General features: G+C 27.3%; 25 protein-coding genes, 2 tRNA genes and 1 other RNA gene. 12 read left to right on the forward strand and 16 right to left on the reverse strand.

Annotation, left to right across the window (positions count from 1 at the left end):
• Positions 1-33: 33 nt before the first annotated feature.
• Positions 34-729, forward strand: a complete 696-nt coding sequence (locus H0H68_RS00545) for a CDP-alcohol phosphatidyltransferase family protein (protein ID WP_185853430.1) — start codon at positions 34-36, stop codon at positions 727-729.
• 16 nt (positions 730-745) lie between these two features.
• On the forward strand, positions 746-1,516 hold the full coding sequence (locus H0H68_RS00550; RefSeq protein WP_185853431.1) for a 3'-5' exonuclease: 771 nt from the start codon (positions 746-748) through the stop codon (positions 1,514-1,516).
• Positions 1,517-1,520: 4 nt separating this feature from the next.
• Here the strand turns inward: H0H68_RS00550 and htpG are convergent, their stop codons facing one another.
• From htpG to rpmB, 5 genes are all read right to left on the reverse strand, one after another.
• A complete protein-coding gene (gene htpG / locus H0H68_RS00555; protein ID WP_185853432.1) occupies positions 1,521-3,377 on the reverse strand; it encodes a molecular chaperone HtpG in 1,857 nt (618 codons plus the stop codon).
• Positions 3,378-3,445: 68 nt separating this feature from the next.
• A complete protein-coding gene (gene ftsY, locus H0H68_RS00560) occupies positions 3,446-4,408 on the reverse strand; it encodes a signal recognition particle-docking protein FtsY (RefSeq protein ID WP_185853433.1) in 963 nt (320 codons plus the stop codon).
• A gap of 3 nt (positions 4,409-4,411) precedes the next feature.
• Complete coding sequence (locus H0H68_RS00565) at positions 4,412-4,567, reverse strand: DUF4295 family protein (RefSeq protein ID WP_185853434.1); 156 nt, start codon at positions 4,565-4,567, stop codon at positions 4,412-4,414.
• Positions 4,568-4,574: 7 nt separating this feature from the next.
• Positions 4,575-4,757, reverse strand: coding sequence for a 50S ribosomal protein L33 (gene rpmG, locus H0H68_RS00570; RefSeq protein WP_185853435.1), 183 nt, complete (start codon positions 4,755-4,757; stop codon positions 4,575-4,577).
• Positions 4,750-4,989, reverse strand: a complete 240-nt coding sequence (gene rpmB / locus H0H68_RS00575) for a 50S ribosomal protein L28 (RefSeq protein WP_185853436.1) — start codon at positions 4,987-4,989, stop codon at positions 4,750-4,752. Before rpmB ends, rpmG begins: the two co-directional genes overlap by 8 nt.
• Positions 4,990-5,042: 53 nt before the next feature.
• Between rpmB and H0H68_RS00580 the strand changes: the two genes are divergently transcribed.
• From H0H68_RS00580 to H0H68_RS00590, 3 genes are all read left to right on the forward strand, one after another.
• Complete coding sequence (locus tag H0H68_RS00580; RefSeq protein WP_185853437.1) at positions 5,043-5,756, forward strand: YebC/PmpR family DNA-binding transcriptional regulator; 714 nt, start codon at positions 5,043-5,045, stop codon at positions 5,754-5,756.
• A gap of 3 nt (positions 5,757-5,759) precedes the next feature.
• Positions 5,760-6,049, forward strand: an RNA gene (gene rnpB, locus H0H68_RS00585) — RNase P RNA component class A.
• A gap of 3 nt (positions 6,050-6,052) precedes the next feature.
• A tRNA-Ser gene (locus H0H68_RS00590) sits at positions 6,053-6,137 on the forward strand.
• A 2-nt stretch (positions 6,138-6,139) separates the two neighbouring features.
• Here H0H68_RS00590 and rmuC read toward each other — a convergent pair.
• The 3 genes from rmuC to rho form a co-directional block, all read right to left on the reverse strand.
• Positions 6,140-7,231, reverse strand: a complete 1,092-nt coding sequence (gene rmuC, locus H0H68_RS00595; RefSeq protein ID WP_238783961.1) for a DNA recombination protein RmuC — start codon at positions 7,229-7,231, stop codon at positions 6,140-6,142.
• A gap of 106 nt (positions 7,232-7,337) precedes the next feature.
• Positions 7,338-7,410, reverse strand: a tRNA-Met gene (locus H0H68_RS00600).
• Between the two features lie 63 nt (positions 7,411-7,473).
• Positions 7,474-9,036, reverse strand: coding sequence for a transcription termination factor Rho (rho, locus tag H0H68_RS00605; protein ID WP_185853439.1), 1,563 nt, complete (start codon positions 9,034-9,036; stop codon positions 7,474-7,476).
• A gap of 242 nt (positions 9,037-9,278) precedes the next feature.
• Here rho and H0H68_RS00610 point away from each other — a divergent pair, with 242 nt between their 5' ends.
• Positions 9,279-9,557, forward strand: a complete 279-nt coding sequence (locus H0H68_RS00610; protein ID WP_238783963.1) for a DUF4293 family protein — start codon at positions 9,279-9,281, stop codon at positions 9,555-9,557.
• Between the two features lie 48 nt (positions 9,558-9,605).
• Positions 9,606-10,676: a peptide chain release factor 1 gene (prfA, locus tag H0H68_RS00615; RefSeq protein WP_185853441.1), complete on the forward strand. Its 1,071-nt coding sequence runs from the start codon at positions 9,606-9,608 to the stop codon at positions 10,674-10,676.
• Between the two features lie 23 nt (positions 10,677-10,699).
• Here the strand turns inward: prfA and accC are convergent, their stop codons facing one another.
• The 3 genes from accC to rpmF are packed head-to-tail and all read right to left on the reverse strand — an operon-like array spanning position 10,700 to position 12,748.
• Positions 10,700-12,058, reverse strand: a complete 1,359-nt coding sequence (gene accC / locus H0H68_RS00620) for an acetyl-CoA carboxylase biotin carboxylase subunit (RefSeq protein ID WP_185853442.1) — start codon at positions 12,056-12,058, stop codon at positions 10,700-10,702.
• 20 nt (positions 12,059-12,078) lie between these two features.
• A complete protein-coding gene (gene accB, locus H0H68_RS00625) occupies positions 12,079-12,543 on the reverse strand; it encodes an acetyl-CoA carboxylase biotin carboxyl carrier protein (RefSeq protein WP_185853443.1) in 465 nt (154 codons plus the stop codon).
• 19 nt (positions 12,544-12,562) lie between these two features.
• The gene (gene rpmF, locus H0H68_RS00630) at positions 12,563-12,748 is read right to left on the reverse strand and encodes a 50S ribosomal protein L32 (protein WP_185853444.1); all 186 of its coding nucleotides are present in this window, start codon (positions 12,746-12,748) and stop codon (positions 12,563-12,565) included.
• 127 nt (positions 12,749-12,875) lie between these two features.
• On the opposite strand from rpmF, the gene proS reads away from it, so the two are divergent.
• Positions 12,876-14,342, forward strand: coding sequence for a proline--tRNA ligase (gene proS / locus H0H68_RS00635; RefSeq protein ID WP_185853445.1), 1,467 nt, complete (start codon positions 12,876-12,878; stop codon positions 14,340-14,342).
• On the opposite strand, the gene H0H68_RS00640 is transcribed toward proS, so the two are convergent.
• Positions 14,336-15,274 carry a dihydroorotate oxidase gene (locus tag H0H68_RS00640; RefSeq protein ID WP_185853611.1) on the reverse strand — a complete coding sequence of 313 codons (939 nt, stop codon included), beginning with the start codon at positions 15,272-15,274 and terminating at the stop codon, positions 14,336-14,338. The two genes, proS and H0H68_RS00640, sit on opposite strands and share 7 nt — an antisense overlap.
• A 58-nt stretch (positions 15,275-15,332) precedes the next feature.
• On the opposite strand from H0H68_RS00640, the gene pyrF reads away from it, so the two are divergent.
• Positions 15,333-16,685, forward strand: coding sequence for an orotidine-5'-phosphate decarboxylase (gene pyrF, locus H0H68_RS00645; protein ID WP_185853446.1), 1,353 nt, complete (start codon positions 15,333-15,335; stop codon positions 16,683-16,685).
• Between the two features lie 210 nt (positions 16,686-16,895).
• Positions 16,896-17,471, forward strand: a complete 576-nt coding sequence (locus tag H0H68_RS00650; RefSeq protein WP_185853447.1) for a MarC family protein — start codon at positions 16,896-16,898, stop codon at positions 17,469-17,471.
• Here H0H68_RS00650 and H0H68_RS00655 read toward each other — a convergent pair.
• The 3 genes from H0H68_RS00655 to fbp are packed head-to-tail and all read right to left on the reverse strand — an operon-like array spanning position 17,462 to position 18,819.
• The gene (locus tag H0H68_RS00655; RefSeq protein ID WP_238783964.1) at positions 17,462-17,626 is read right to left on the reverse strand and encodes a hypothetical protein; all 165 of its coding nucleotides are present in this window, start codon (positions 17,624-17,626) and stop codon (positions 17,462-17,464) included. The genes H0H68_RS00650 and H0H68_RS00655 overlap by 10 nt on opposite strands.
• A gap of 34 nt (positions 17,627-17,660) precedes the next feature.
• Entirely contained in the window at positions 17,661-17,819 is a 159-nt protein-coding gene (locus tag H0H68_RS00660; RefSeq protein ID WP_185853448.1) for a hypothetical protein, read from the reverse strand.
• A gap of 4 nt (positions 17,820-17,823) precedes the next feature.
• Complete coding sequence (gene fbp / locus H0H68_RS00665) at positions 17,824-18,819, reverse strand: class 1 fructose-bisphosphatase (protein WP_185853449.1); 996 nt, start codon at positions 18,817-18,819, stop codon at positions 17,824-17,826.
• 131 nt (positions 18,820-18,950) lie between these two features.
• On the opposite strand from fbp, the gene H0H68_RS00670 reads away from it, so the two are divergent.
• A complete protein-coding gene (locus H0H68_RS00670; RefSeq protein WP_185853450.1) occupies positions 18,951-19,706 on the forward strand; it encodes a lysophospholipid acyltransferase family protein in 756 nt (251 codons plus the stop codon).
• 21 nt (positions 19,707-19,727) lie between these two features.
• Positions 19,728-20,207, forward strand: coding sequence for a ribonuclease HI (locus H0H68_RS00675; RefSeq protein ID WP_185853451.1), 480 nt, complete (start codon positions 19,728-19,730; stop codon positions 20,205-20,207).
• On the opposite strand, the gene H0H68_RS00680 is transcribed toward H0H68_RS00675, so the two are convergent.
• Positions 20,202-20,919, reverse strand: a 718-nt coding sequence (locus H0H68_RS00680) for a TrmH family RNA methyltransferase (protein WP_185853452.1), incomplete at its 5' end; no start/stop codon positions are given. The two genes, H0H68_RS00675 and H0H68_RS00680, sit on opposite strands and share 6 nt — an antisense overlap.

Consider the following 20,919-nt stretch of genomic DNA (forward strand, 5'->3'; position numbering starts at 1 on the left):
ATTAAGGATAATTAAGGATAAATTTTACATGTTTTGACAAAAATTAAAAAAATCATTCCAAACGTTTTGACTTTATTGAATTTGTTTTGTGGATGCATATCCATAATTTTTTTACAGTCAAAAAATTTTGAAGTTTCTGCTATTGCTACTTTATTTTCAATAGTTTTTGATTTTTTAGATGGTTTTGTGTCTAGATTTATAAAAAACGAAAATCAATTCGGAAAAGAATTAGATTCTCTCGCGGACATGGTTTCTTTTGGAATAGTGCCATCCATAATAGTTTTCCTTTTATTGAAAACAATGAAAAAAAAAATACCATTTATTGAATGGTTTTCTTTTTTTATTTCCATTTTTTCCGCATGTCGTTTAGCTAAATTTAATATGAATCCTTCTAATTATAGAGGATTAACAACACCTGTCAATACTTTATTTTTTTCTTCTTTATCTATTGTAGCTACTTCTCCTACAGTCCCTGTTTTCATAAAAAATATCATAATGTCTCCTATCATAATATTTTTTCTGATATTCTTTTCTTGTTATTTTTTGGTTTCTAAAATACCAATGATTTCGTTTACTTTTCAAGGTTTTTCTTGGAAAAAGAATAAAATCCGTTATGTTTTCTTATTGATTAGTACATTTCTTTTATTAACTTTGCATGTAGTCGCTTTACCATGCATTATTATTTTTTACATAATAATTTCAACCTACTTTCATAGATTGAAAATCTAATAATAAATATCTAAATATGAAATTAAAACTTCATCGTCCCATTTGTTTTTTTGATATAGAAGCAACAGGAATCAATATCGGAAAAGATAGAATCATAGAAATATCCATATTAAAAATATTTCCTAATAGGAATCAAGAAGATAAAACTTGGTTAGTTGACCCTGTAATTCCTATTCCTCCACAATCAACAGCTATTCATGGAATTAAAGATGAAGATGTTGCAGGAAAACTTAGATTTAAAGATGTGGCTTTTTCCATTTTTAAAATGATTGAAAATACAGACCTAGCAGGATATAATTCTAATAGATTTGATATCCCAATTTTAGCAGAAGAAATGCTTCGTGCAGGAATATCTTTCGATATTAAAAAACACAAAACTATAGACGTGCAAGTTATATTCCATAAAATGGAACCTAGAACACTTTCTGCCGCTTATAAATATTATTGCAGAAAAGTCCTTATGAAAGCTCATAGTTCAAAAGCAGATGCATTTGCTACATATGAAATATTACTGTCACAATTGGAAAAATATGAAAATTTAAAAAAAGATGTTAAAAGTCTAAATCAATTTTCTCATCAAAAAAATATAGCAGATCTTGCTGGATTCGTCAAAATAGATGAAGAAGGAAACGAAATATTTAATTTTGGAAAATATAAAGGAGAAAAGGTTTTTGAAATTTTTGAAAAAGATCCCAATTATTATGGATGGATACAAAATTCAGATTTCCCCTTATACACAAAGAAAATATTAACAGGAATTAAATTAAGAAGATTCAATAAATCTTAAAAAATTATGACCTAACAAGATCTTCTAATTTCTTTGAGATAAAAGCAGTGAGATTTTTTCCGTGAAGCAAATTTTTGGACAAAAGAGTTAAATTCAAAGCTTCTTGAATCATTTCTTTTCTTTTTTCTTCAGATGTATCTTGCAATATTTTTTTCATCAAAATATGATTTGTATTTACTATCAATTGATAATATTTTTTTTGATCTTTTTCTTCTACAATTTCTTTTCCTATAGAATTCATTTCTTTGATTCTTCTTAAAAACTCCGGAACGATAATTAAAAAAGGATAATCTTTTTTGGATAAATTTTCTAATTGTATGGAAAATTTATAGTCATCCACTAAATGAGTATTAATAAAATTTTTCAAATCTTGTTTCTCTTTTTCCGAAAGTTCTGAATCATATTTTTTCTCTTTATCAATTAATTTGTCAATATGATCTGAATCTACTCTAACAAAAGAAATTTCCTTGTCATAAAATTCCAACTTTTGCATTAAATGAACTGAAAGAGGGCTATCCAAAATTAAAACTTCATAATTCCTATCTATTGCTTCTTTAATGTAACTATGTTGTTCTTCTTTATCTGAAGAATAAAGAAAAACAATTTTTCCTTCTTTATTTTTTTGGGTTTGACTTATTTTTTTTTTAAACTCTTCTAAAGTAAAATAAATGTGATTGACAGTAGAGAAAATTAAAAATTGAATAGCTTTATCAAAAAAGTTTTGTGTACTAATCATTCCATATTCTACTATAACTTTTATATCTTCCCATTTTTTTTGAAAATCTTCTCTATTTATTTTAAATAGAGAATTTAGCTTATCAGCGACTTTTCTTGTTATGTATCTGGATATGTTTTTTACAGACGTGTCAGATTGTAAATGAGAACGTGAGACATTAAGAGGAATATCTGGAGAGTCTATAACTCCTCTTAACAAGCTAAGAAAATCCGGAACAATTCCCTCTAAATTATCCGTAATATAAACTTGATTTTGATACAAATGAATTTTTTCTTTCTGTATGTCAATTCTTTTTTCTATTTTAGGAAAAAATAAAATTCCTGTCAGATGAAAAGGATGATCTATATTTAAATGGACCCAAAATAAAGGATCTTCTAACTGATTAGGATATAATTCATGATAAAAATTTAAATAATTTTTATCAATCAGTTGAAGTGGATTTTGATTCCAAGCAGGATGAATATTATTGACAATAGTTTCTTTATCATTCTTTTCTTTGGAATCTTTGGAAGATAAATGAATTGCTACAGGCATAAATTTGCAATATTTTTGTAGCGATTTTAAAATACGATTATATTCTAAAAATTCCTTACTTTCTTCATTAAGAAATAAAATAATTTCTGTACCTCTATCTCTTTTTTCAATTTCTTTCATAATAAAATTAGGAGATCCTTCGCAAGACCAAAATATAGATGATGCTTCTTTTTGATAAGATTGAGTGAATATCATGACTTTATTAGCTACCATAAAAGAAGAATAAAAACCCAAACCAAAATGACCAATAATATGACTCTCTTTTGTTGATGTCTTATATTTTTGAATAAATTCTTCTGCTCCAGAAAAAGCTATTTGATTAATATATTTTTTTACTTCTTCTTTGGTCATTCCAATCCCATTATCTATGATATGAATAGTTTTATTTTTTTGATCTATTAGAACATTAACTTTCAAATCATCTCCAATATCATCTAAATTTTCCAATTTGGCTATAGTTTTCAATTTAATAATAGCATCTGTTGAATTAGAAACAAGTTCACGTAAAAAGACTTCTTGATCAGAATAAAGAAATCTTTTGATGATAGGGAAAATATTATCTGAAGTAACACTAATTTTATTATCCTCCATGAAACTGAATTATTGAAAAAAAAAATATGAACAAAGATCATACCAGAATGAATGAATAAGACGGAATGTCATCTTTCATTATTTTTCTCTTCAAAAAAACAATCTATAAATTTTTTTCCATCAAATTCTTTCAAATCTTGTATTTTTTCACCTGTTCCTATATATTGGATGGGAATTTTGAATTGATCCATAATTCCTATTACGACTCCACCTTTAGCTGTTCCTTCTATTTTTGTCAATACAATAGAAGAAATTTTAACAAAATCAGTGAACTTTTTGACTTGTTCAAAGGCGTTTTGACCTGTGCTTGCATCTAAAACAAGCATAATTTCATGAGGAGATTCAGGTATAATTTTTTTCATTACTCTACTTATTTTAGAAAGCTCTTCCATCAGACCAATACGATTTTGTAATCGACCAGCTGTATCAATTAAAACCACATCTTTTTTTCTTGATTTAGCAGATTGTAAAGTATCATATGCTACAGATGCTGGATCTGCATGCATATGTTGTTTTATTAAAGGAACTTGTGCTTTATTTGCCCATATTTCAAGTTGATCAATGGCTGCTGCCCGAAATGTATCAGAAGCTCCTATAATTAAATCAAAACCTTTTTTCCTTAAAAAAAAAGCTAATTTTCCAATTGTAGTTGTTTTTCCTACTCCATTAACTCCTACCATCATAATTACATATGGTTTTTTATGATATTTTATTTTTTTTTCTAAACATTCATTTTGAATATCTATAAAAAGATTTTCTATCTCCTTTTTAAGATGATCATATAGATCTTGTGTAGTTTTATATTTTTCTTTTTGAATTCTTTTTTCTAAATTATTTAGAATTTTTATAGTAGTTGTTGTCCCTATATCTGCAGATAGCAATAGGTCTTCCATATGATCGATGACATTTGTTTCTATTTTCGATTTTCTCAAAAAAAGATTTTTGATTTTAGAAAAAAAGGATTCTCTAGTTTTTTTCAATTCATGATGAAATGTTTTTTCTGATTCCTTTTCCTTTTTTAGAAAGAACATTAACTACTTTTTTATAAAAAAAATTTTGACTTTCTCATCAGAAAGCATTTTATTCTCAAAGGTATAAAAACCAGATTTTTTAGATTTAACTATTTTTATAGCCAAAGTCATTTTTTTTGATACTTTTTTTTTTTTGTTTTCTACCATCTTTTTAGACATATTATTTTTATTTTATTTCTTTATGAATTGTATATTTTCTTAGCACTGGATTATATTTTTTTAATTCAATTCTATTCGGAGTCTTTTTTTTATTTTTTGTTGTAACATACCTAGAACAACCAGGAATTCCACTTTTTTTTTGTTCAATACATTCTAATATAACTTGTATTCTATTTCCTTTTTTAGCCATTTTTATTAATATTTTTTTTATAACGTTTTAATGCATTTTCAATCCCTATTTTATTAATAAGTTTCACCGCATAAGCACAAATTTTTAAAGTAATCCATTTTTTTTCTTTTGTTAAAAAAAATCGTTTTCTACATAAGTTAATATTAAAATGACGTTTTTTTTTATTATTTGCATGAGAAACTTTATTTCCTATCATTGCTTTTTTTCCTGTCAATTCACAAACTTTTGACATAATAGTTTTTTTTTTGCTAAATTGCTAATTTAGAAAAAAAAGAAAGACACTTCATGTCAGGACATAGTAAGTGGGCAAATATACAACATAGAAAATCTAATCAAGATTTCAGAAAATCTAGAAAATTTTCAAAAATTATAAAAGAAATAACTATTGCTGTCAAAGAATCAGGGACTAACAATTTTCGTTTCAGAAATGCGATGATGAATGCAAAATCAGTTAATGTTCCTAAAAGCACTATAGAAAAAGCCATAAAAAAAGCTTTACAAATAAAAACAGACGATTACAAAAATTTAAATTTAGAAGGACAGATTTACGGAGTGAGTTTGATTATAGAATGTGTGACGAATAATAGTATTCGTACAATTTCTAATATCAGAACATTTTTTAAGAAAAATGGAGGAAGACTATGTCATAATGGAGAGTTAACTCACCTATTTCATAGAATAGGTGTCTTTTATATAAAAAAAAAAGATATTCATTATTCAATGGAAGATTTTGAACTAATGACAATAGATTTTGGAGCTAAAGATTTTGTACAAAAAAAAGATATAGTTTCTATATCCACAGATTTTGAATACTTTGGATCTATGAAAAGCAATTTAGAAAAATTAGAAATATTCCATGAATATCAAGTAATACGTGTACCTAAACAAGTGATGAAATGGATTTCAGAAGAAAAGAAAGAAAAAGTTTTGAATTTAATTGAAAAACTTGAAAAAGATGAAGATGTAGAAAACACTTACTCTAATTTAGAAATAAATTAAAATTAAGTAGGACGACCTATCGCATTGAATAAATGAGGAAAGTCCGGACACTATAGAGCAACACAGTGGGTAACACCCATCCATCGTGAGATGAGGAATAGTGCAACAGAAAGAAAGTACAGATAAATTGCTGTAGTGAAATCATGTAAACTCTGTGTGGTGAAATGCCATGTACACCGGAAAACTGGCTCGGTTGATACCGGGGGGTAGGCAGATAGAGATCATGGGTAACCTAAATCCTAGATAAATGATAGGTATAAATACAGAACCCGGCTTATAGTCCTACTTATTTTGTTGGAGAGATGGCCGAGAGGATTAAGGCGCACGTCTGGAAAGCGTGTTCACAGAAAAGTGTCAAGGGTTCGAATCCCTTTCTCTCCGCTTTAACAGCTTTCTATGTCTTTCAATTTTTTTTCAATTAAATTAGTTCTAACTCCCAATAATTTATCTATATCCTTTGAAGCTCCTTCTAATTTATTTTGAGCTTGATGAAGCAATAATCCAAATTTTGTGAATTCTTGTTTGACAGTTTCCAAAATTTTCCATACTTCAGAACTTCTTTTTTGAATAGCTAAAGTTCTGAAACCTATCTGCAAACTGTTTAATACAGCTGCTAATGTGGATGGTCCTGTTATTACGGTTTTGTATTTTCTTAATAATTCTTCTAATAAACTAGAATTTCTTGCTATTTCAGCATAGATCCCTTCAAAGGGTAAGAAAAGAATAGCGAAATCAGTAGTATGTGGAGGATCTATGTACTTATCTTGAATATCTTTGGACATTTTTTTAAGTACAGATTCCATATTTTTTATAGCTATTTCTATATTCTTTTTTTCTCCTTCACGATAAGCTTTTTGTACTTTTTCATAAGTTTCTTTTGGAAATTTTACATCAATAGGTAGCCATATAATATTTCCGTCCCCAAGTCCTGGAAGTTTGATTGCAAATTCTACCACAAAATTTGTACTAGATTTGGTAATAACATTAGAAGCATACTGCTCTGGAGACAATATTTGTTGTAAAAGCATTGAAAGTTGCATCTCGCTAAAACTGCCACATATTTTTACATGATTTAGGGTTCTTTTTAGAGAAGTTACATCTTTTGCCAAAATTTTCATTTCTCCCAAACCTTCTTGTAAAAACAATAATTGATTCCCAATAATTTCGAATGATTTTCCAAGATGAATATTCAAAGAGGTTTGAAGTTTTTCATTAACATTTTCTTTTATTTCTTCAAGTTTTTTTTCTATAATTTTAATTAATTTCTCTTGTTCATTATAAACGGAGTCTAATTTTTTGGATTGATTATCAATGTAAAATTGAATTTTTTTGTCTAGATATTCCTGAGAATCTCTTACAGTTTCTCTCAATCCATTTTTGACTTCTATCAAAGAATCACTAAGCTCTTTTTTACTATATTGAGACAATTTATGAATTTCATCTTTTTGATCCTTGAATTCTTTTCTGAAAAACAATTCCAATTTTCTAAAAAAATATATGCATATGAAAAAAAAGAAAAAACAAAAAATAATAAAAAAATAATACATGAAATAGAAAAAAATCATTTGATGAGGTAAAGAGTAGCGGGAATAGGACTCGAACCTATGACCTTCGGGTTATGAGCCCGACGAGCTACCAACTGCTCCATCCCGCGATACTCAATAATATAATATTTTTCATCTACAAAATCAAATATTGATAAAAATATATTACAAATTTATCCATTCATAGATATTAAAAACTCTTCGTTATTTTGAGTTCTAGCCATTCTGGATCTTAAGAATTCCATAGCTTCCACTGGATTCATATCAGAAAGATGTTTTCGCAAAATCCACATTCTTTGTAATGTATTTTGATCAAGCAAAAGATCATCTTTTCTTGTACTAGAAGAAACCAAATCAATAGCTGGATAAATTCGTTTGTTAGCTATTTTTCTATCTAATTGAAGTTCTTTATTTCCTGTTCCTTTAAATTCTTCAAAAATAACTTCATCCATTTTTGATCCTGTATCAATCATAGCTGTAGCAATAATAGATAAAGAACCTCCATTCTCTATATTTCTGGCAGCTCCAAAAAATCGTTTTGGTCTATGTAATGCATTAGCATCCACTCCTCCTGACAAAACTTTTCCAGATGCAGGAGCTACAGTATTGTATGCACGTGCTAAACGTGTGATAGAATCCAACAAAATGACTACATCATGAGAACATTCAACCATTCTTTTTGCTTTTTGTAAAACAATATTAGCCACTTTGACATGTCTGTCTGCAGGCTCATCAAAAGTAGATGCTATCACTTCTCCTTTGACATTTCTTTGCATGTCTGTGACTTCTTCTGGACGTTCATCAATCAGTAATATAATTAAATAAACTTCAGGATGATTGGCTGCAATAGCATTAGCTATTTCTTTTAATAAAGTCGTTTTACCTGTTTTAGGAGGAGCGACAATCATTCCTCTTTGCCCTTTTCCTATGGGAGTGAAAAGATCTACTATTCTTGTAGAAAGAGTTGCATTTTTTTCAGCTAATTTGAATTTTTCATTAGGAAATAATGGAGTTAAATGTTCAAAAGAATCTCTTTCTCTTACAAAAGAAGGAGGTCTCCCATTGATTTCAAGAATTTTAATTAAGGGAAAATATTTTTCTCCATCTTTAGGAGGACGAACTTCTCCTCTTATTGTATCTCCTGTTTTCATTCCGAAAAGTCTAATTTGAGATTGAGAAACATAAATATCATCAGGTGATGATAAATAGTTAAAATCGGAAGATCTTAAAAAACCGTAATTTTCTGGCATGATTTCCAATACTCCTTCACTGATTATAATACCTTCGAATTCATATTCAGGAGTTCTATATTTATTAGGAGAAATTTTTTGTGAGATTCCTTCTAGACCGTGACTATGAGATGATAGTTGAGATTCAGATTTATCATTTTTTTTCCAATAATTTTGATATTTTTTTTGATGTTTTATATCTTCTGATAGTTTAGGATTGGAATTTTTTAAATTTTCTTGAGAAACTAATTTTTTTTTCCCATTATTTTTTTTTTCCGAGAATGAATTTTTGGATTCGGAGTTTTTTCGCACTTTAAATCCTTTTTTTAAAGGATTTTCTTTTTTTGATGAAGAATAAGTGGAAGTATTTTTGTTATTAAAAATGGAAATGATTTTCTCTAGGAGTTCGTTTTTTCGTAATTGTGTACATTTTTTTAATCCTGAAGAACGAGCGATCTCCTGTAATTCAAAAAGTTTTTTACTTTTTAATTCAGTAATATCAAACATAAAGTGATTGGGTTAGATTTTATATAATATGCTTGGCAAATAATATACTTTTTTAGTATAATTATTTTAGAAACGATAAATACAATTATACAAAAAATTAATTTGAACTTAAATAACAAATAATAATAAACAATTTAATTCATATGTTATATAGGATACAAACATTATATCTATTTATTTCCATTTTGATTTATTCCGTTTTTCTATATTATTTTTGTTCCATTTTTTTTAAAGAAAAAAAAATGATTTTTGTTTTTCTAATTATATGTTTCATTCTATCTGTTTCAAGTCTTCTTTTTTTCAAAAAAAAGAAATTGCAAATATTTATGAATAAAATAAATATGCTTGCAAATAGTGTTTATTTGATTCTTTTTTTCTATCAATCTAACATTCTTCTTAAAAGAGAAATGTCCCTTTTTTTTGTATTATTATGTTTTTGTAGCATATGGATTTTGTATATGGCTAATAAAGCAATAAAAAAAGATATAGAATTAATTGATTCTATGAGTAGAATAAGATGAATACTATTCAATGAATTTTAAACTTCTTATTAGAAAAACTGAAAAAAAATGAAAAAATCTTCATTAATTCAAAAATTAGAAGGATTTAAAAAGGAATTTCATGAAATTTCAAAATCAATCATTCAACCTAATATTATATCTGATCAAAAAAAATATAAAATACTATTAAAAAAATATATAAAACTGGAAAAAATAGTTCTTCTTTATGAAGAATACAACAAAAAACTAGCTTTGCTTCAAGAAGCAAATTTTATATTGAAAAACGATTCAGATGCGGATTTAAAAGAATTAGCTTCCATAGAAAAATACAAAATTTTAGAAAATTTGTCTTCTATTGAAAAGGAATCTTATGATCTTATTTTCTCAGAAGAAACAACAGAAGATCATAGAAATGCTATTGTAGAACTTCGTTCTGGAACAGGAGGAGATGAAGCATGTCTTTTTGTAGAAGATATATTAAGAATGTATACAATGTATTTTAAAAAATCAGGTTGGAAATATAAAATTATACATGCTCAAAAAGGAGGAATAAAAGGATACAAAGAAATCATTTTGGATGTAAATGGAAAAGAGGGAGTTTATGGAAATTTAAAATTCGAATCTGGAGTACATAGAGTGCAAAGGATTCCGGAAACAGAATCCCAAGGGAGAGTGCATACATCTGCTATAACAGTAGCCGTTCTTCCTCAAGTCAAAGAGATAGAGGTAAACATTAATTTATCTGATATAAAAAAAGATACTTTTAGATCTAGTGGATCTGGAGGACAACACGTCAACAAAACAGAATCTGCTGTTCGATTAACCCATATACCAAGTAAAATTACAGTAGAATGCCAAGAAGAGCGTTCTCAACACAAAAATTTTGAAAAAGCCATAAATGTTTTACGGTCAAGAATTTATCAAATTGAAAAGGAAAAAAGATCAAAGGAAATATCCATAAAAAGAAAATCTTTAGTCTCTACAGGAGATCGTTCTGTCAAAATACGAACCTATAATTATCCAAAAAGCAGAGTCACTGATCATAGAATCCATAAATCTATTTATGATCTAGTAGGATTCATGAATGGAAACATTCAAGAAATGATTAATCTTTTAAAACGTTTTGAAGAAAAAAAATAATATTATCTGAACGTTTTAAAAGATTAATCATTTAAGAGTAGATTAAAATCTATTTTATCTAAAAAATTTGTATTATAATTTCCTTTCAAAAAATCATCGTTTTCCATAAGTTTTCTATGAAAAGGAATAGTAGTTTGGATTCCTTCTATCACAAATTCTTCTAAAGAACGACGCATTTTTTCAATGGTTTCTTTTCTATTTTTTGCTGTAGTGATAATTTTAGCAATCATAGAATCATAATGATGTGTAACAAAATATCCTGCATAAATATGTGTATCTACACGGACTCCTTTTCCTCCTGGTAAATGCATCTGAGTAATTTTTCCGGGAACTGGTCTAAAATTATGATATGGTTCTTCTGCATTAATTCTGCATTCTATTGAATACATTTTTGGATAATAATTTTTCTTTCTGGAAAGTTTTTTACCATCAGCTAAAAATATTTGCTCTTGAATTAAATCTAATCCTGTAATCTCTTCGGTTATAGGATGCTCTACTTGTATTCTTGGATTCATTTCCATGAAATAAAAATTTTTTTTTTGATCTACCAAAAATTCTATAGTTCCTACTCCTTCATAATGAATAAATTCAGCAGCTTTAACTGCTTCTTCTCCCATTTTTTTTCTAAGAGAAGGAGTTAAAAATGGAGAAGGAGCTTCTTCTACTAATTTTTGATTTCTTCTTTGAATAGAACAATCTCTTTCGGATAAATGACATGCTTTTCCATATCGATCTCCTATAATTTGGATTTCTATATGTCTTGGATCTAAAATTAATTTTTCTATATACATATCTTTTTTTCCAAAACATGACCAAGCTTCTTTTTTAGCTTCTTCCCAAGAATTTCTTAAATGATTCTTATCAAAAACAGATCGTATCCCTTTTCCTCCCCCTCCAGAAACAGCTTTAATAATAATAGGATATCCTATTTTGTCTGCAATATATTCTATCTCTTTATAAGAAGATTCCGAAAAACAATCAGATCCAGGTAAACAAGAAATTCCAGCTTTTTTCATAGTTTTTTTAGCTGAAATTTTATTCCCCATTTGAATCATATGATTTGGTTTAGCTCCTATAAATTTAATTCCATGTTTATGACACATGGATGAAAAATATGCGTTCTCAGACAAAAAACCATATCCAGGATGAATAGCGTCTGCATTTGTAATTTCTGCTGCAGAAATTAAATTTGGAACATTAAGGTAGGATTGATATGGAGGAGCAGGTCCTATACATACAGCTTCATCCGCAAAATAAACATGAAGACTATGCTTGTCTGCAGTCGAATAAACAGCTACAGTTTTTATTCCCATTTCTTTGGCTGTTCGTATAATTCTTAAAGCAATTTCACCACGATTAGCTATTAATATTTTCTTAAACATAAAAAGATTAATAATAAAGATTAATAATTTGGATCTAAAAGAAATAAAGGTTGATCATAATCAACTGGAGTAGAGTCTTCTACAAGAATTTTAACAAGTTTTCCATTGACTTCAGATTCAATATCATTAAATAATTTCATGGCTTCTATCACACAAACTTTTGTTCCTATTTTTATTTTATCTCCTATTTTAACGAAAGGTTCTTGATCTGGATGAGGTTTTCTATAAAATGTTCCTATCATAGGAGATTTTATTGTTAAATATTGATTACTGTTTTCTTTTTCTATTTTGGAAAATCTATCAGAGAAATCAGAAATAGAAGAAGACATTTTAGGATAAGTAGAATCCCATAAATGTTTTTCATTTTTTCTTATAAATATCCTATTTTTTATATGAATTTTAGTGGTTCCTATTTTAATCCTTATTTCACTAATATTTGATTCTGAAACAAATTGAATAAGTGACTTAATTTTTTTGAAATCCATAATTTATTTATAAGGATCTTTATTCTTCTTTACTGTATACTATTTTTCCTCTATAATAGAGTTTTTTTTCATACCAATAAGCGTGGTGATATAAATGTTTTTGATTTGTTAAAGCACATTTCACTAATAAAGGCTCTTTGATTTTCAAGTGATTTCTTCTTTTATCTCTTCTGGATTTAGATTGTCTTCTTTTAGGATGTGCCATAAAGCATATTAGATTAGTTTGTTTAATAAATCACTAATTTAGAAATAAAATTAAATGTGTTAATAAAAATAATTTTTATATCTTTATTTTCAAACAGGTATTTCTGTTTTTTTGATCTTTAATGCTTATGAACCAATTAACTAAACGAAGTAAGAATTATTCTAAATGGTATAATGAAATAGTCGTAAAGTCTGGTTTGGCAGAATTTTCCGGTGTACGTGGTTTTATGGTTATAAAACCATATGGATACTCTTTATGGGAAATCATGAAACAAAAACTAGATAAAATGCTCAAAAATACAGGACATCAAAATGTTTATTTTCCTTTACTAATTCCTAAATCCGCTTTTTCAAAAGAAAAAGAACACTCTGAGATATTTTCTGAAGGATGTGCTGTAGTTACACATTCTAGATTAAAAAAAAATAAAAATGAATTGATCATTGACCCTGAATCTAGATTACAAGAAGAATTAGTAATTAGACCTACCTCTGAAAGTATCATATGGAAAACCTATAAACGTTGGATTCAATCTTATAGAGATCTCCCTATTTTATTAAATCAATGGGGAAATGCATTGAGGTGGGAAATGCGTACCCGTTTATTTCTTAGAACCACCGAATTTCTGTGGCAAGAAGGACATACTGCTCATTCTACGGAAAAAGAAGCTATAAAAGAAGCTAAAAAAATATTAAACATTTATACAGATTTTTCTGAAAATTTTATGGCCATTCCTGTATTACAAGGAATCAAACCATACATGGATAAATTTTATGGATCAGAGAAAACATATTGTATAGAAGCCCTCATGCAAGATGGAAAAGCTTTACAAATTGGGACTTCACATTTTCTAGGACAAAATTTTTCAAAAGCTTTTGATGTTCAATTCACTAATTCTAATGGAAAAAAAGAATATGTATGGTCTACTTCTTGGGGTGTATCTACCAGATTAATAGGTGGATTGATTATGTCCCATTCGGATGATAAAGGTTTAATTATCCCTCCAAAAATAGCTCCTATACAAATTGTTATTATTCCTATATATAAAGAGAAAGAAAAATTTGGGATTATAAATGATATGGTTAAAAAAATTATAAATCTTTTAGAACAAGAAAGAATACGAGTGAAATATGACAATAGAATAACATTTACTCCTGGATGGAAATTTCATGAATATGAAATGAAAGGTGTGCCTATCCGAATCAGTATAGGACCAAACGAAATTAAAAATGAAAAAGTGGAAATTTTCAGGAGAGATACACATGAAAAAATATATATATCCTGGATCAATTTAAATAAATTGATTCCTAAATTACTTAATGAGATACAAAAAAATATTTACCAAAAAGCCTTAGATAGAACAAATAAATTAATCATAAAATCAGATAATTACGAAGATTTTAAACAAAAAATCAATGATAATGGAGGTTTCATTTTTGCTCATTGGGATGGAACAAAAAATACAGGAAATAAAATTCAAGAAGAAACAGAAGCGACTATACGTTGTATTCCCTTATCTACTGAAAAAGAGAAAGGAAAATGTATTTATTCCGGAAATCCCTCTTTTCAAAGAGTTGTTTTTTCTAAATCTTATTGAAAATTTTTCAGTTTTCCTTTAAAACTGTTTATCGATGAGTAATTTTTTTTCCGTAAAAAAAGGGTGAACTCTTTTTTCAATCTATCAAATACTGTAACTCCTTCTTTCATCAATTGTGTTCCGATTTGAACAACTGAAGCTCCACATAGTATGTGTTCGAAAATATCTTTTCCAGAATAAATTCCTCCACATCCTATGATGGAAATATCTTTTCGAAGATAAGTGTAAAATTTACGAATATTAGCTAGAGCAAATGGTTTGATAATTGATCCACCGATCCCGCCAAATCCATTTTTTGGTCGTATGACAGCTGTTTCATTATTTGTATCAACAAAAATTCCGTTGGGTAAGCTATTAATACAAGTGACAAAAATAATAGGAAATTGATTCAAAATTAAAGACATATTTTTGATCGATCCATCCTTGAAATAAGGAGGGAGTTTAATTCCTAAAGGTTTTTCATTGAATTTAAATACATTTTCTAAAAAATCAGAAATTTTGTGTAAATCATCTCCTACTAATACTTCTTCTTGGAGATTTGGACAAGATAGATTCAACTCTATAGCCGTAATTTTTGAAGAAGAATTAGCTTTTTTAATGAGAAAAAAATTTTCTTCTATAGATAATCCGGATATAGAAAGAAAAACAGGTTTTTTTGTTTTTTTTTCTTCTAAAAAATTAAGATAAAAATCTATTCCAAGATTAGGTAATCCCATGGAATTAATGCTTCCCATATTCCATTCAAAATATCTGGGTTTTACATTTCCTTTTCTTGGTTGTATCGTACAACTTTTTGTTACAACAGCACCAGAAGAACTATCTAAAAGATCAGATAATTCTTGATCTGTAGTACAAAGAACTCCTGAAGCATTCATAATACATGATGAAAGTTTAATCTCATTTATATGAGAAGAAATATCTATTTTTTTCATATCAATTATAATAATATCCAAGTATAAAATTTTTAACTTTACCAAAACAGTTTTTTTTATGAAAGAAAAAGAACAGTTCTTTTTAAAAATTTACAATTTAGGAATCATTAAATTTGGAAATTTCACTTTGAAAAGTGGAATGAATTCTCCCATATATATAGATTTTCGTCCAATAGCTTCTAGACCAGATTTATTAATCAAATTATCGGATTTGCTTCTTCATGAAGTTTCATCTACTAATTTTGAACTAATTTGTGGAGTTCCTTATGCAGCTTTGCCTATAGCTACAACTTTGTCTTTGAGGTCGAATATTCCGTTAATTATTAAAAGAAAAGAAAATAAAGGTTATGGAACCAAGCGAGTGATTGAAGGAATTTACAAAAAAGGACAAAATTGTCTTATCATAGAAGATGTCATCACAAGTGGAGATAGTTTATTAAAAACTGTAATAGATCTTGAAAAAGAAGGATTAATTATAAAAGATATTATGTCCATTCTTGATAGAGAACAAGGAGGTACGGAAAATATAAAAAAAAGAGGATATAATATACGAACTTTATTTCGTATAGGAGAAGTTTTAAAAATGTTAGAAAAGAAACATTTTTTAAAAAAAAAAAAAATACATATGATTCAATTTTTTTTTAGCAAAAAAAATATAAAAAATCTTCAACGTATTTCTTATGAAGAAAAAAAAGAGAAAATTTCTCATCCTATAGGAAAAAAACTTATTGATATTACATTGAAAAAAAAAACCAATCTGATTGTTTCTGCGGATTTAGTTCATTCTAAAAATATATTGAAATTAGTTGATTTAATTGGAGATAGAATTTGTGGATTAAAACTTCATGTAGACATTATTAATGATTTTTCATTTTCATTTATAAATTCTCTTAAAAATATTTCTATAGAAAAAAAATTCTTATTACTTGAAGATAGAAAATTGTGTGATATAGGTCCTACTAATTATCTTCAACTACATTATGGAATATATAAAATCTCATCTTGGGCGGATATTATCACTGCGCACGTACTTGCGGGCAGTGGGAGTATACAAAACTTGAATATACCTTCTAGTATGGGTTTAATTACGATATCTGAAATGTCTTCTTGTGGAAGATTGTCCGATGACAATTATATAAGAAGAGCATTGAATATTTCTTTGAAAAATCCGAAAGTCATTGGAACTGTGGCACAAAGAAAAGTAGACGATAGATTATTACTATTTACACCTGGTGTTCATTTTTCTCATGAAAAAAACTTATCCTCCTATATTCATCCCACTCAAGCTTTTGAAAAGAATGGAAGTGATTTTATCATTGTAGGAAGAGCTATTTACCAATCTAACAATCCAAAAATAGCAGCAGAAGAATATAGTAACGCAGGATGGAAAGCGTATGAAAATGGGCTTTGAATGAAATTGAACAGTTCAATTAAATCCACATTGTGTGAGTTTTTTTAAAAAAAATTAATGATACTGATTATATTTTTATTTAATTTGGTATGTATTATGCAATTTTTTCTATTAAATAAATAAGAAAACTCGTTGCAAATGTGTCATTTATTTTTATCAAAAAACTATAATTCGTAACAAAGTAAAAATTCTTTAGAATAAATTTTGAATATGGAATGGATAAATTCATTAATCAGTTGTTTTATGATCCTTTTTAGCATTATCGACATATTAGGAAATGCTCCCATTATTATGGGATTCAAATCAAAAGGAAATATTATAGATACTAAAAAAGTTATAATCACTTCTCTTGTTATATTCTTATCTTTCCTCTTTTTAGGACAACCTATGCTCAAAATTATTGGAGTGGATGTTCACTCTTTCTCTGTAGCAGGATCTATAGTATTGTTTCTAATCGGTTTAGAAATGATATTAGGGGTGGACCTTCATAAGGTAACAGAAAACGCTCAAACTTCTATTGTTCCAATAGCTTTTCCTCTTATAGCTGGACCAGGATCTTTAACTACCTTGATTTCATTAAGAACAACTTATGATGTAAATATTATCCTTTTATCTCTGATTCTTAATATGATTGTTGTCTATTTCGTGATAGACAGATGTGATTTTATAGCTGAAAAAATAGGAAACAATGGGTTAGACATCCTAAAAAAAATATTTGGAATTGTTTTATTAGCTTTTGCCGTTAAAATTTTTGGAGCAAATGCAGGTCAATTATTTCAACCATAATCTCTTTTTATTTTATTAAAGATTTTTTTAATAGATTGATTTATATCCTCAAATTCAGGATAATATAAACTTTTGTAAATGAAAATTATATAAAAAATTTTGCTTCTTATATGTTTTTCCAAAATAAATTTATTCAATGAAAAACAAGCTCTCAATAAACGTTTTATTCTATTTCTATGAACCGATTTTTTAAAGTTTTTTTTTTACTAAAGTTCCAATTAAATTGATTAATGAATTTTTTTCATAATTTATTTTTTCTAATAGAAAAATAGAAGAAACAGGATCTACCAACAAATATTTTCCATTTTTTATGACTTTATCAAAAATTTTTTTACCTTTTGTTTTCATGTAATTATTCATTCATAAATTCTTCTAATTTAGATACCATTCCTATGGGGCCACATACAAATGGAGTTCTTTGATGTAATTTTGTAGGTTCTATATCTAGAATACGTTTTCTTCCATCAGAAGCCTTTCCTCCAGCTTGTTCTGCTAGAAAAGCGATTGGGTTGCATTCATAAAGCAATCTTAATTTACCTTCTGGAGAAGAAGCTGTTTTAGGATAGATATATATTCCTCCTTGGATCATGTTTCTGTGAAAATCTCCTACCAAAGATCCAATATATCTTGCCGTATAAGGACGATTTTCTTTTTTTTCTTGGCAATATTTTATAAATCTCCTAATACCATTAGAAAATTTTGCATAATTTCCTTCATTAATAGAATAAATTCTTTCTTTTTTAGGAAAAATAAGATTAAGATGAGATAAATAAAAAGTTCCAACTGAAGGATCTAAAGTGAATCCATGCACTCCATTTCCAGTACTATATACTAGGATAGTAGAGGATCCATAAATAATATATCCTGCAAGGATTTGTTGATTTCCTTTTTGCAAAAAATCTTCTATTGTTACATTCATTTGAATAGAAGATTTTCTCATATATACGGAAAATATAGTTCCGATAGATACATTTACGTCTATATTGGAAGATCCGTCAAGTGGATCTATTAAAACAATATATTGATTTTGTAAAAGATTTTCTTTTTTACTATTTATCACTATAAAATCTTTACTTTCTTCGGAAGCTATTCCACAAACTACATTTCTGCTTTTAAAAGATTCAATAAAAGCTCTGTGAGCAAAATCATCCAATTTTTGTTGATTTTCTCCTTGAATATTAGTTACTCCAGAACTCCCTATGATTTCTTCAGTTAAACCTGCTTTATTGACTTCTTTATGAATAGCCTTAGAAGCTAATTTAATAGAACTAAACAATCGCAACAAGGCCTCAGTTGAATATGAGAAACGATCTCTATTTTCTATAATAAACTCCCCTAATGTATACATGTATAAGGAAATACAATACTTTCTACAAAGTAGAAAGATCAGTTTTCATTTGTCTAGAGATTTAGAATATCTCAATAAACTTCATAAAGTTATTAAAAATTTTTTATATTTTTATTAAATTTTATTGTTTAATGAGAATTCTGCAAATATCATTTATATTATTATGGCGTGTTTGGTTTTTTATTATCAACATATTTTTAATTCCATTATGGGCAGGAGCTTCTATTCCATTTCTTTTTAAAGATAAATATTATCCCATTGCATATTGGTTTCATCAAATGTGGGCTAGAAGCAATCTATTTCTCATGGGTTTTTGGTATGTATTAGAAAAAGATGAAGAAAAATTAGACAAAAATAAACAATACGTGATTATCAGTAATCACACCTCTATCATGGATATTATGTTAATTTATTCTTTAATGAGAAATCATCCTCTAGTTTTTGTAGGAAAAGCCGAATTAGCTAAACTTCCATTTTTTGGTTTTGTTTACAAACAAAGCAATATTCTTATAGATAGAAAAAATATGTCTAGTTGTATACAAGTATTTAAAAAAATGCAGGATAAAGTAGATTCTGGAAAAAGTGTTTGCCTTTTCCCAGAAGGCGGGGTTCCTAAGCCGTCTGTTTTTTTGGATCATTTCAAGAGTGGTGCTTTTTTTATAGCTATAATCAATAAGATTCCCATTATTCCCTTTACCATAGCTGATATAAAAACAAAATTTCCTAGTTTTTCTGTTATGAAAGGAGGACCAGGAAAAATAAGAATCAAACAACATCATTCTATATCAACAAAAAATTTATCCTTAAAAAATAAAAATGATTTGAAAAAAAAATGTTTCAATTTAATAAAATATCAATTAGAAAAATTTGATCGTGAAAAAGCGTAAAAATTTTAATGTGAATTGTTCGTGAATAAAAAAATTCATATTTATACTGACGGTTCTTCAAAAGGAAATCCTGGACCAGGAGGATATGGAGTTTTTATAGAAACAATTGGAAATTCTTATAATAGAAAAATAATTTCCGAAGGATTCCGTTATACAACGAATAATAGAATGGAATTATTAGCAGTTATTGTAGGATTAGAAGAAATAAAAAAAAAAAAACAAAATATTGTCGTTTTTACCGATTCTAAATATGTAGTGAATCCGATTCAAAACAATTGGATTTATAAATGGAAAAAGAATAATTTTTTTAATAAAAAAAATGTAGATCTATGGAAAAAATTTTTAGATCTATTTTATGAACAATTTATTGTTTTTCAGTGGATAAAATCTCACAATAATCATTATATTAATGATTATTGTGATAAATTGTCAGTCGAAGCTTCTAAAAGAAAAATTCTAAAAATAGATTATGTGTATGAAAAGCAGAATCCGTTTTTATAATAAATGAACAGCGTAATTTCTTTGCCTAATCATCTCATATATTATTATAGACATAGCATGACTAACATTTAATGAATCCACATTTCCAAACATAGGAATAGTTATAATTTCATTTGCTTTTTCTAACCAAATATTAGATATTCCTTTATTTTCAGAACCGAAAACAATGGCTAAATTTGAATAAGTCAGTTTTGTTTTATATAAATTTTTAGCTTTTTTCTGATTATAAAATCCTGTTACTATAATTTTTACTTTATTTTCTTGTAACCAAGAAATGGTAGATTCTATTTTTTCTATAAAAATTATCCTTGTAAAAACACTTCCTAAACTGCATCTAATAACATTAGAATTATAAATATAAGTTTTCATATTACATAATATAATAATATGAATACCTGCAGCATCAGCTGTTCTTAATATGGCTCCTATATTACCAGGTTTTTCGATTCCATCTAATATAAGGATTAAAGAATTATCAGTTATTTTTTCGTTTTTTAGTTTTTTATTATCTATAGATTCTTCTCTAAATAAAGCAATAATTCCACCTGAATTCTTTCTATATGCTAATTTTTTAAAGATTTTCATACTGATCAAAAAAGTAATAGAATGGTATGATTGAATCATCCCATATTCGTGGAATATTTTTTCGCATACAAATATTTTTTTTGGAAAAAAATTGCCTTTTATAGCCATTTCAAATTCTTTTATTCCT

It is taken from the genome of Blattabacterium cuenoti (assembly GCF_014251555.1).
In the GTDB taxonomy this organism is placed as follows: Bacteria; Bacteroidota; Bacteroidia; order Flavobacteriales; family Blattabacteriaceae; genus Blattabacterium; species Blattabacterium cuenoti_P.

Coding starts and splice junctions, on each gene's coding strand:
- H0H68_RS00550 (WP_185853431.1), top strand. CDS start 746: ATGAAATTAAAACTTCATCGTCCCATTTGTTTTTTTGATATAGAAGCA.
- htpG (WP_185853432.1), bottom strand. CDS start 3,377: ATGGAGGATAATAAAATTAGTGTTACTTCAGATAATATTTTCCCTATC.
- ftsY (WP_185853433.1), bottom strand. CDS start 4,408: ATGTTCTTTCTAAAAAAGGAAAAGGAATCAGAAAAAACATTTCATCAT.
- H0H68_RS00565 (WP_185853434.1), bottom strand. CDS start 4,567: ATGTCTAAAAAGATGGTAGAAAACAAAAAAAAAAAAGTATCAAAAAAA.
- rpmG (WP_185853435.1), bottom strand. CDS start 4,757: ATGGCTAAAAAAGGAAATAGAATACAAGTTATATTAGAATGTATTGAA.
- rpmB (WP_185853436.1), bottom strand. CDS start 4,989: ATGTCAAAAGTTTGTGAATTGACAGGAAAAAAAGCAATGATAGGAAAT.
- H0H68_RS00580 (WP_185853437.1), top strand. CDS start 5,043: ATGTCAGGACATAGTAAGTGGGCAAATATACAACATAGAAAATCTAAT.
- rho (WP_185853439.1), bottom strand. CDS start 9,036: ATGTTTGATATTACTGAATTAAAAAGTAAAAAACTTTTTGAATTACAG.
- H0H68_RS00610 (WP_238783963.1), top strand. CDS start 9,279: ATGATTTTTGTTTTTCTAATTATATGTTTCATTCTATCTGTTTCAAGT.
- prfA (WP_185853441.1), top strand. CDS start 9,606: ATGAAAAAATCTTCATTAATTCAAAAATTAGAAGGATTTAAAAAGGAA.
- accC (WP_185853442.1), bottom strand. CDS start 12,058: ATGTTTAAGAAAATATTAATAGCTAATCGTGGTGAAATTGCTTTAAGA.
- accB (WP_185853443.1), bottom strand. CDS start 12,543: ATGGATTTCAAAAAAATTAAGTCACTTATTCAATTTGTTTCAGAATCA.
- rpmF (WP_185853444.1), bottom strand. CDS start 12,748: ATGGCACATCCTAAAAGAAGACAATCTAAATCCAGAAGAGATAAAAGA.
- proS (WP_185853445.1), top strand. CDS start 12,876: ATGAACCAATTAACTAAACGAAGTAAGAATTATTCTAAATGGTATAAT.
- H0H68_RS00640 (WP_185853611.1), bottom strand. CDS start 15,274: ATGAAAAAAATAGATATTTCTTCTCATATAAATGAGATTAAACTTTCA.
- pyrF (WP_185853446.1), top strand. CDS start 15,333: ATGAAAGAAAAAGAACAGTTCTTTTTAAAAATTTACAATTTAGGAATC.
- H0H68_RS00650 (WP_185853447.1), top strand. CDS start 16,896: ATGGAATGGATAAATTCATTAATCAGTTGTTTTATGATCCTTTTTAGC.
- H0H68_RS00660 (WP_185853448.1), bottom strand. CDS start 17,819: ATGAAAACAAAAGGTAAAAAAATTTTTGATAAAGTCATAAAAAATGGA.
- fbp (WP_185853449.1), bottom strand. CDS start 18,819: ATGTATACATTAGGGGAGTTTATTATAGAAAATAGAGATCGTTTCTCA.
- H0H68_RS00670 (WP_185853450.1), top strand. CDS start 18,951: ATGAGAATTCTGCAAATATCATTTATATTATTATGGCGTGTTTGGTTT.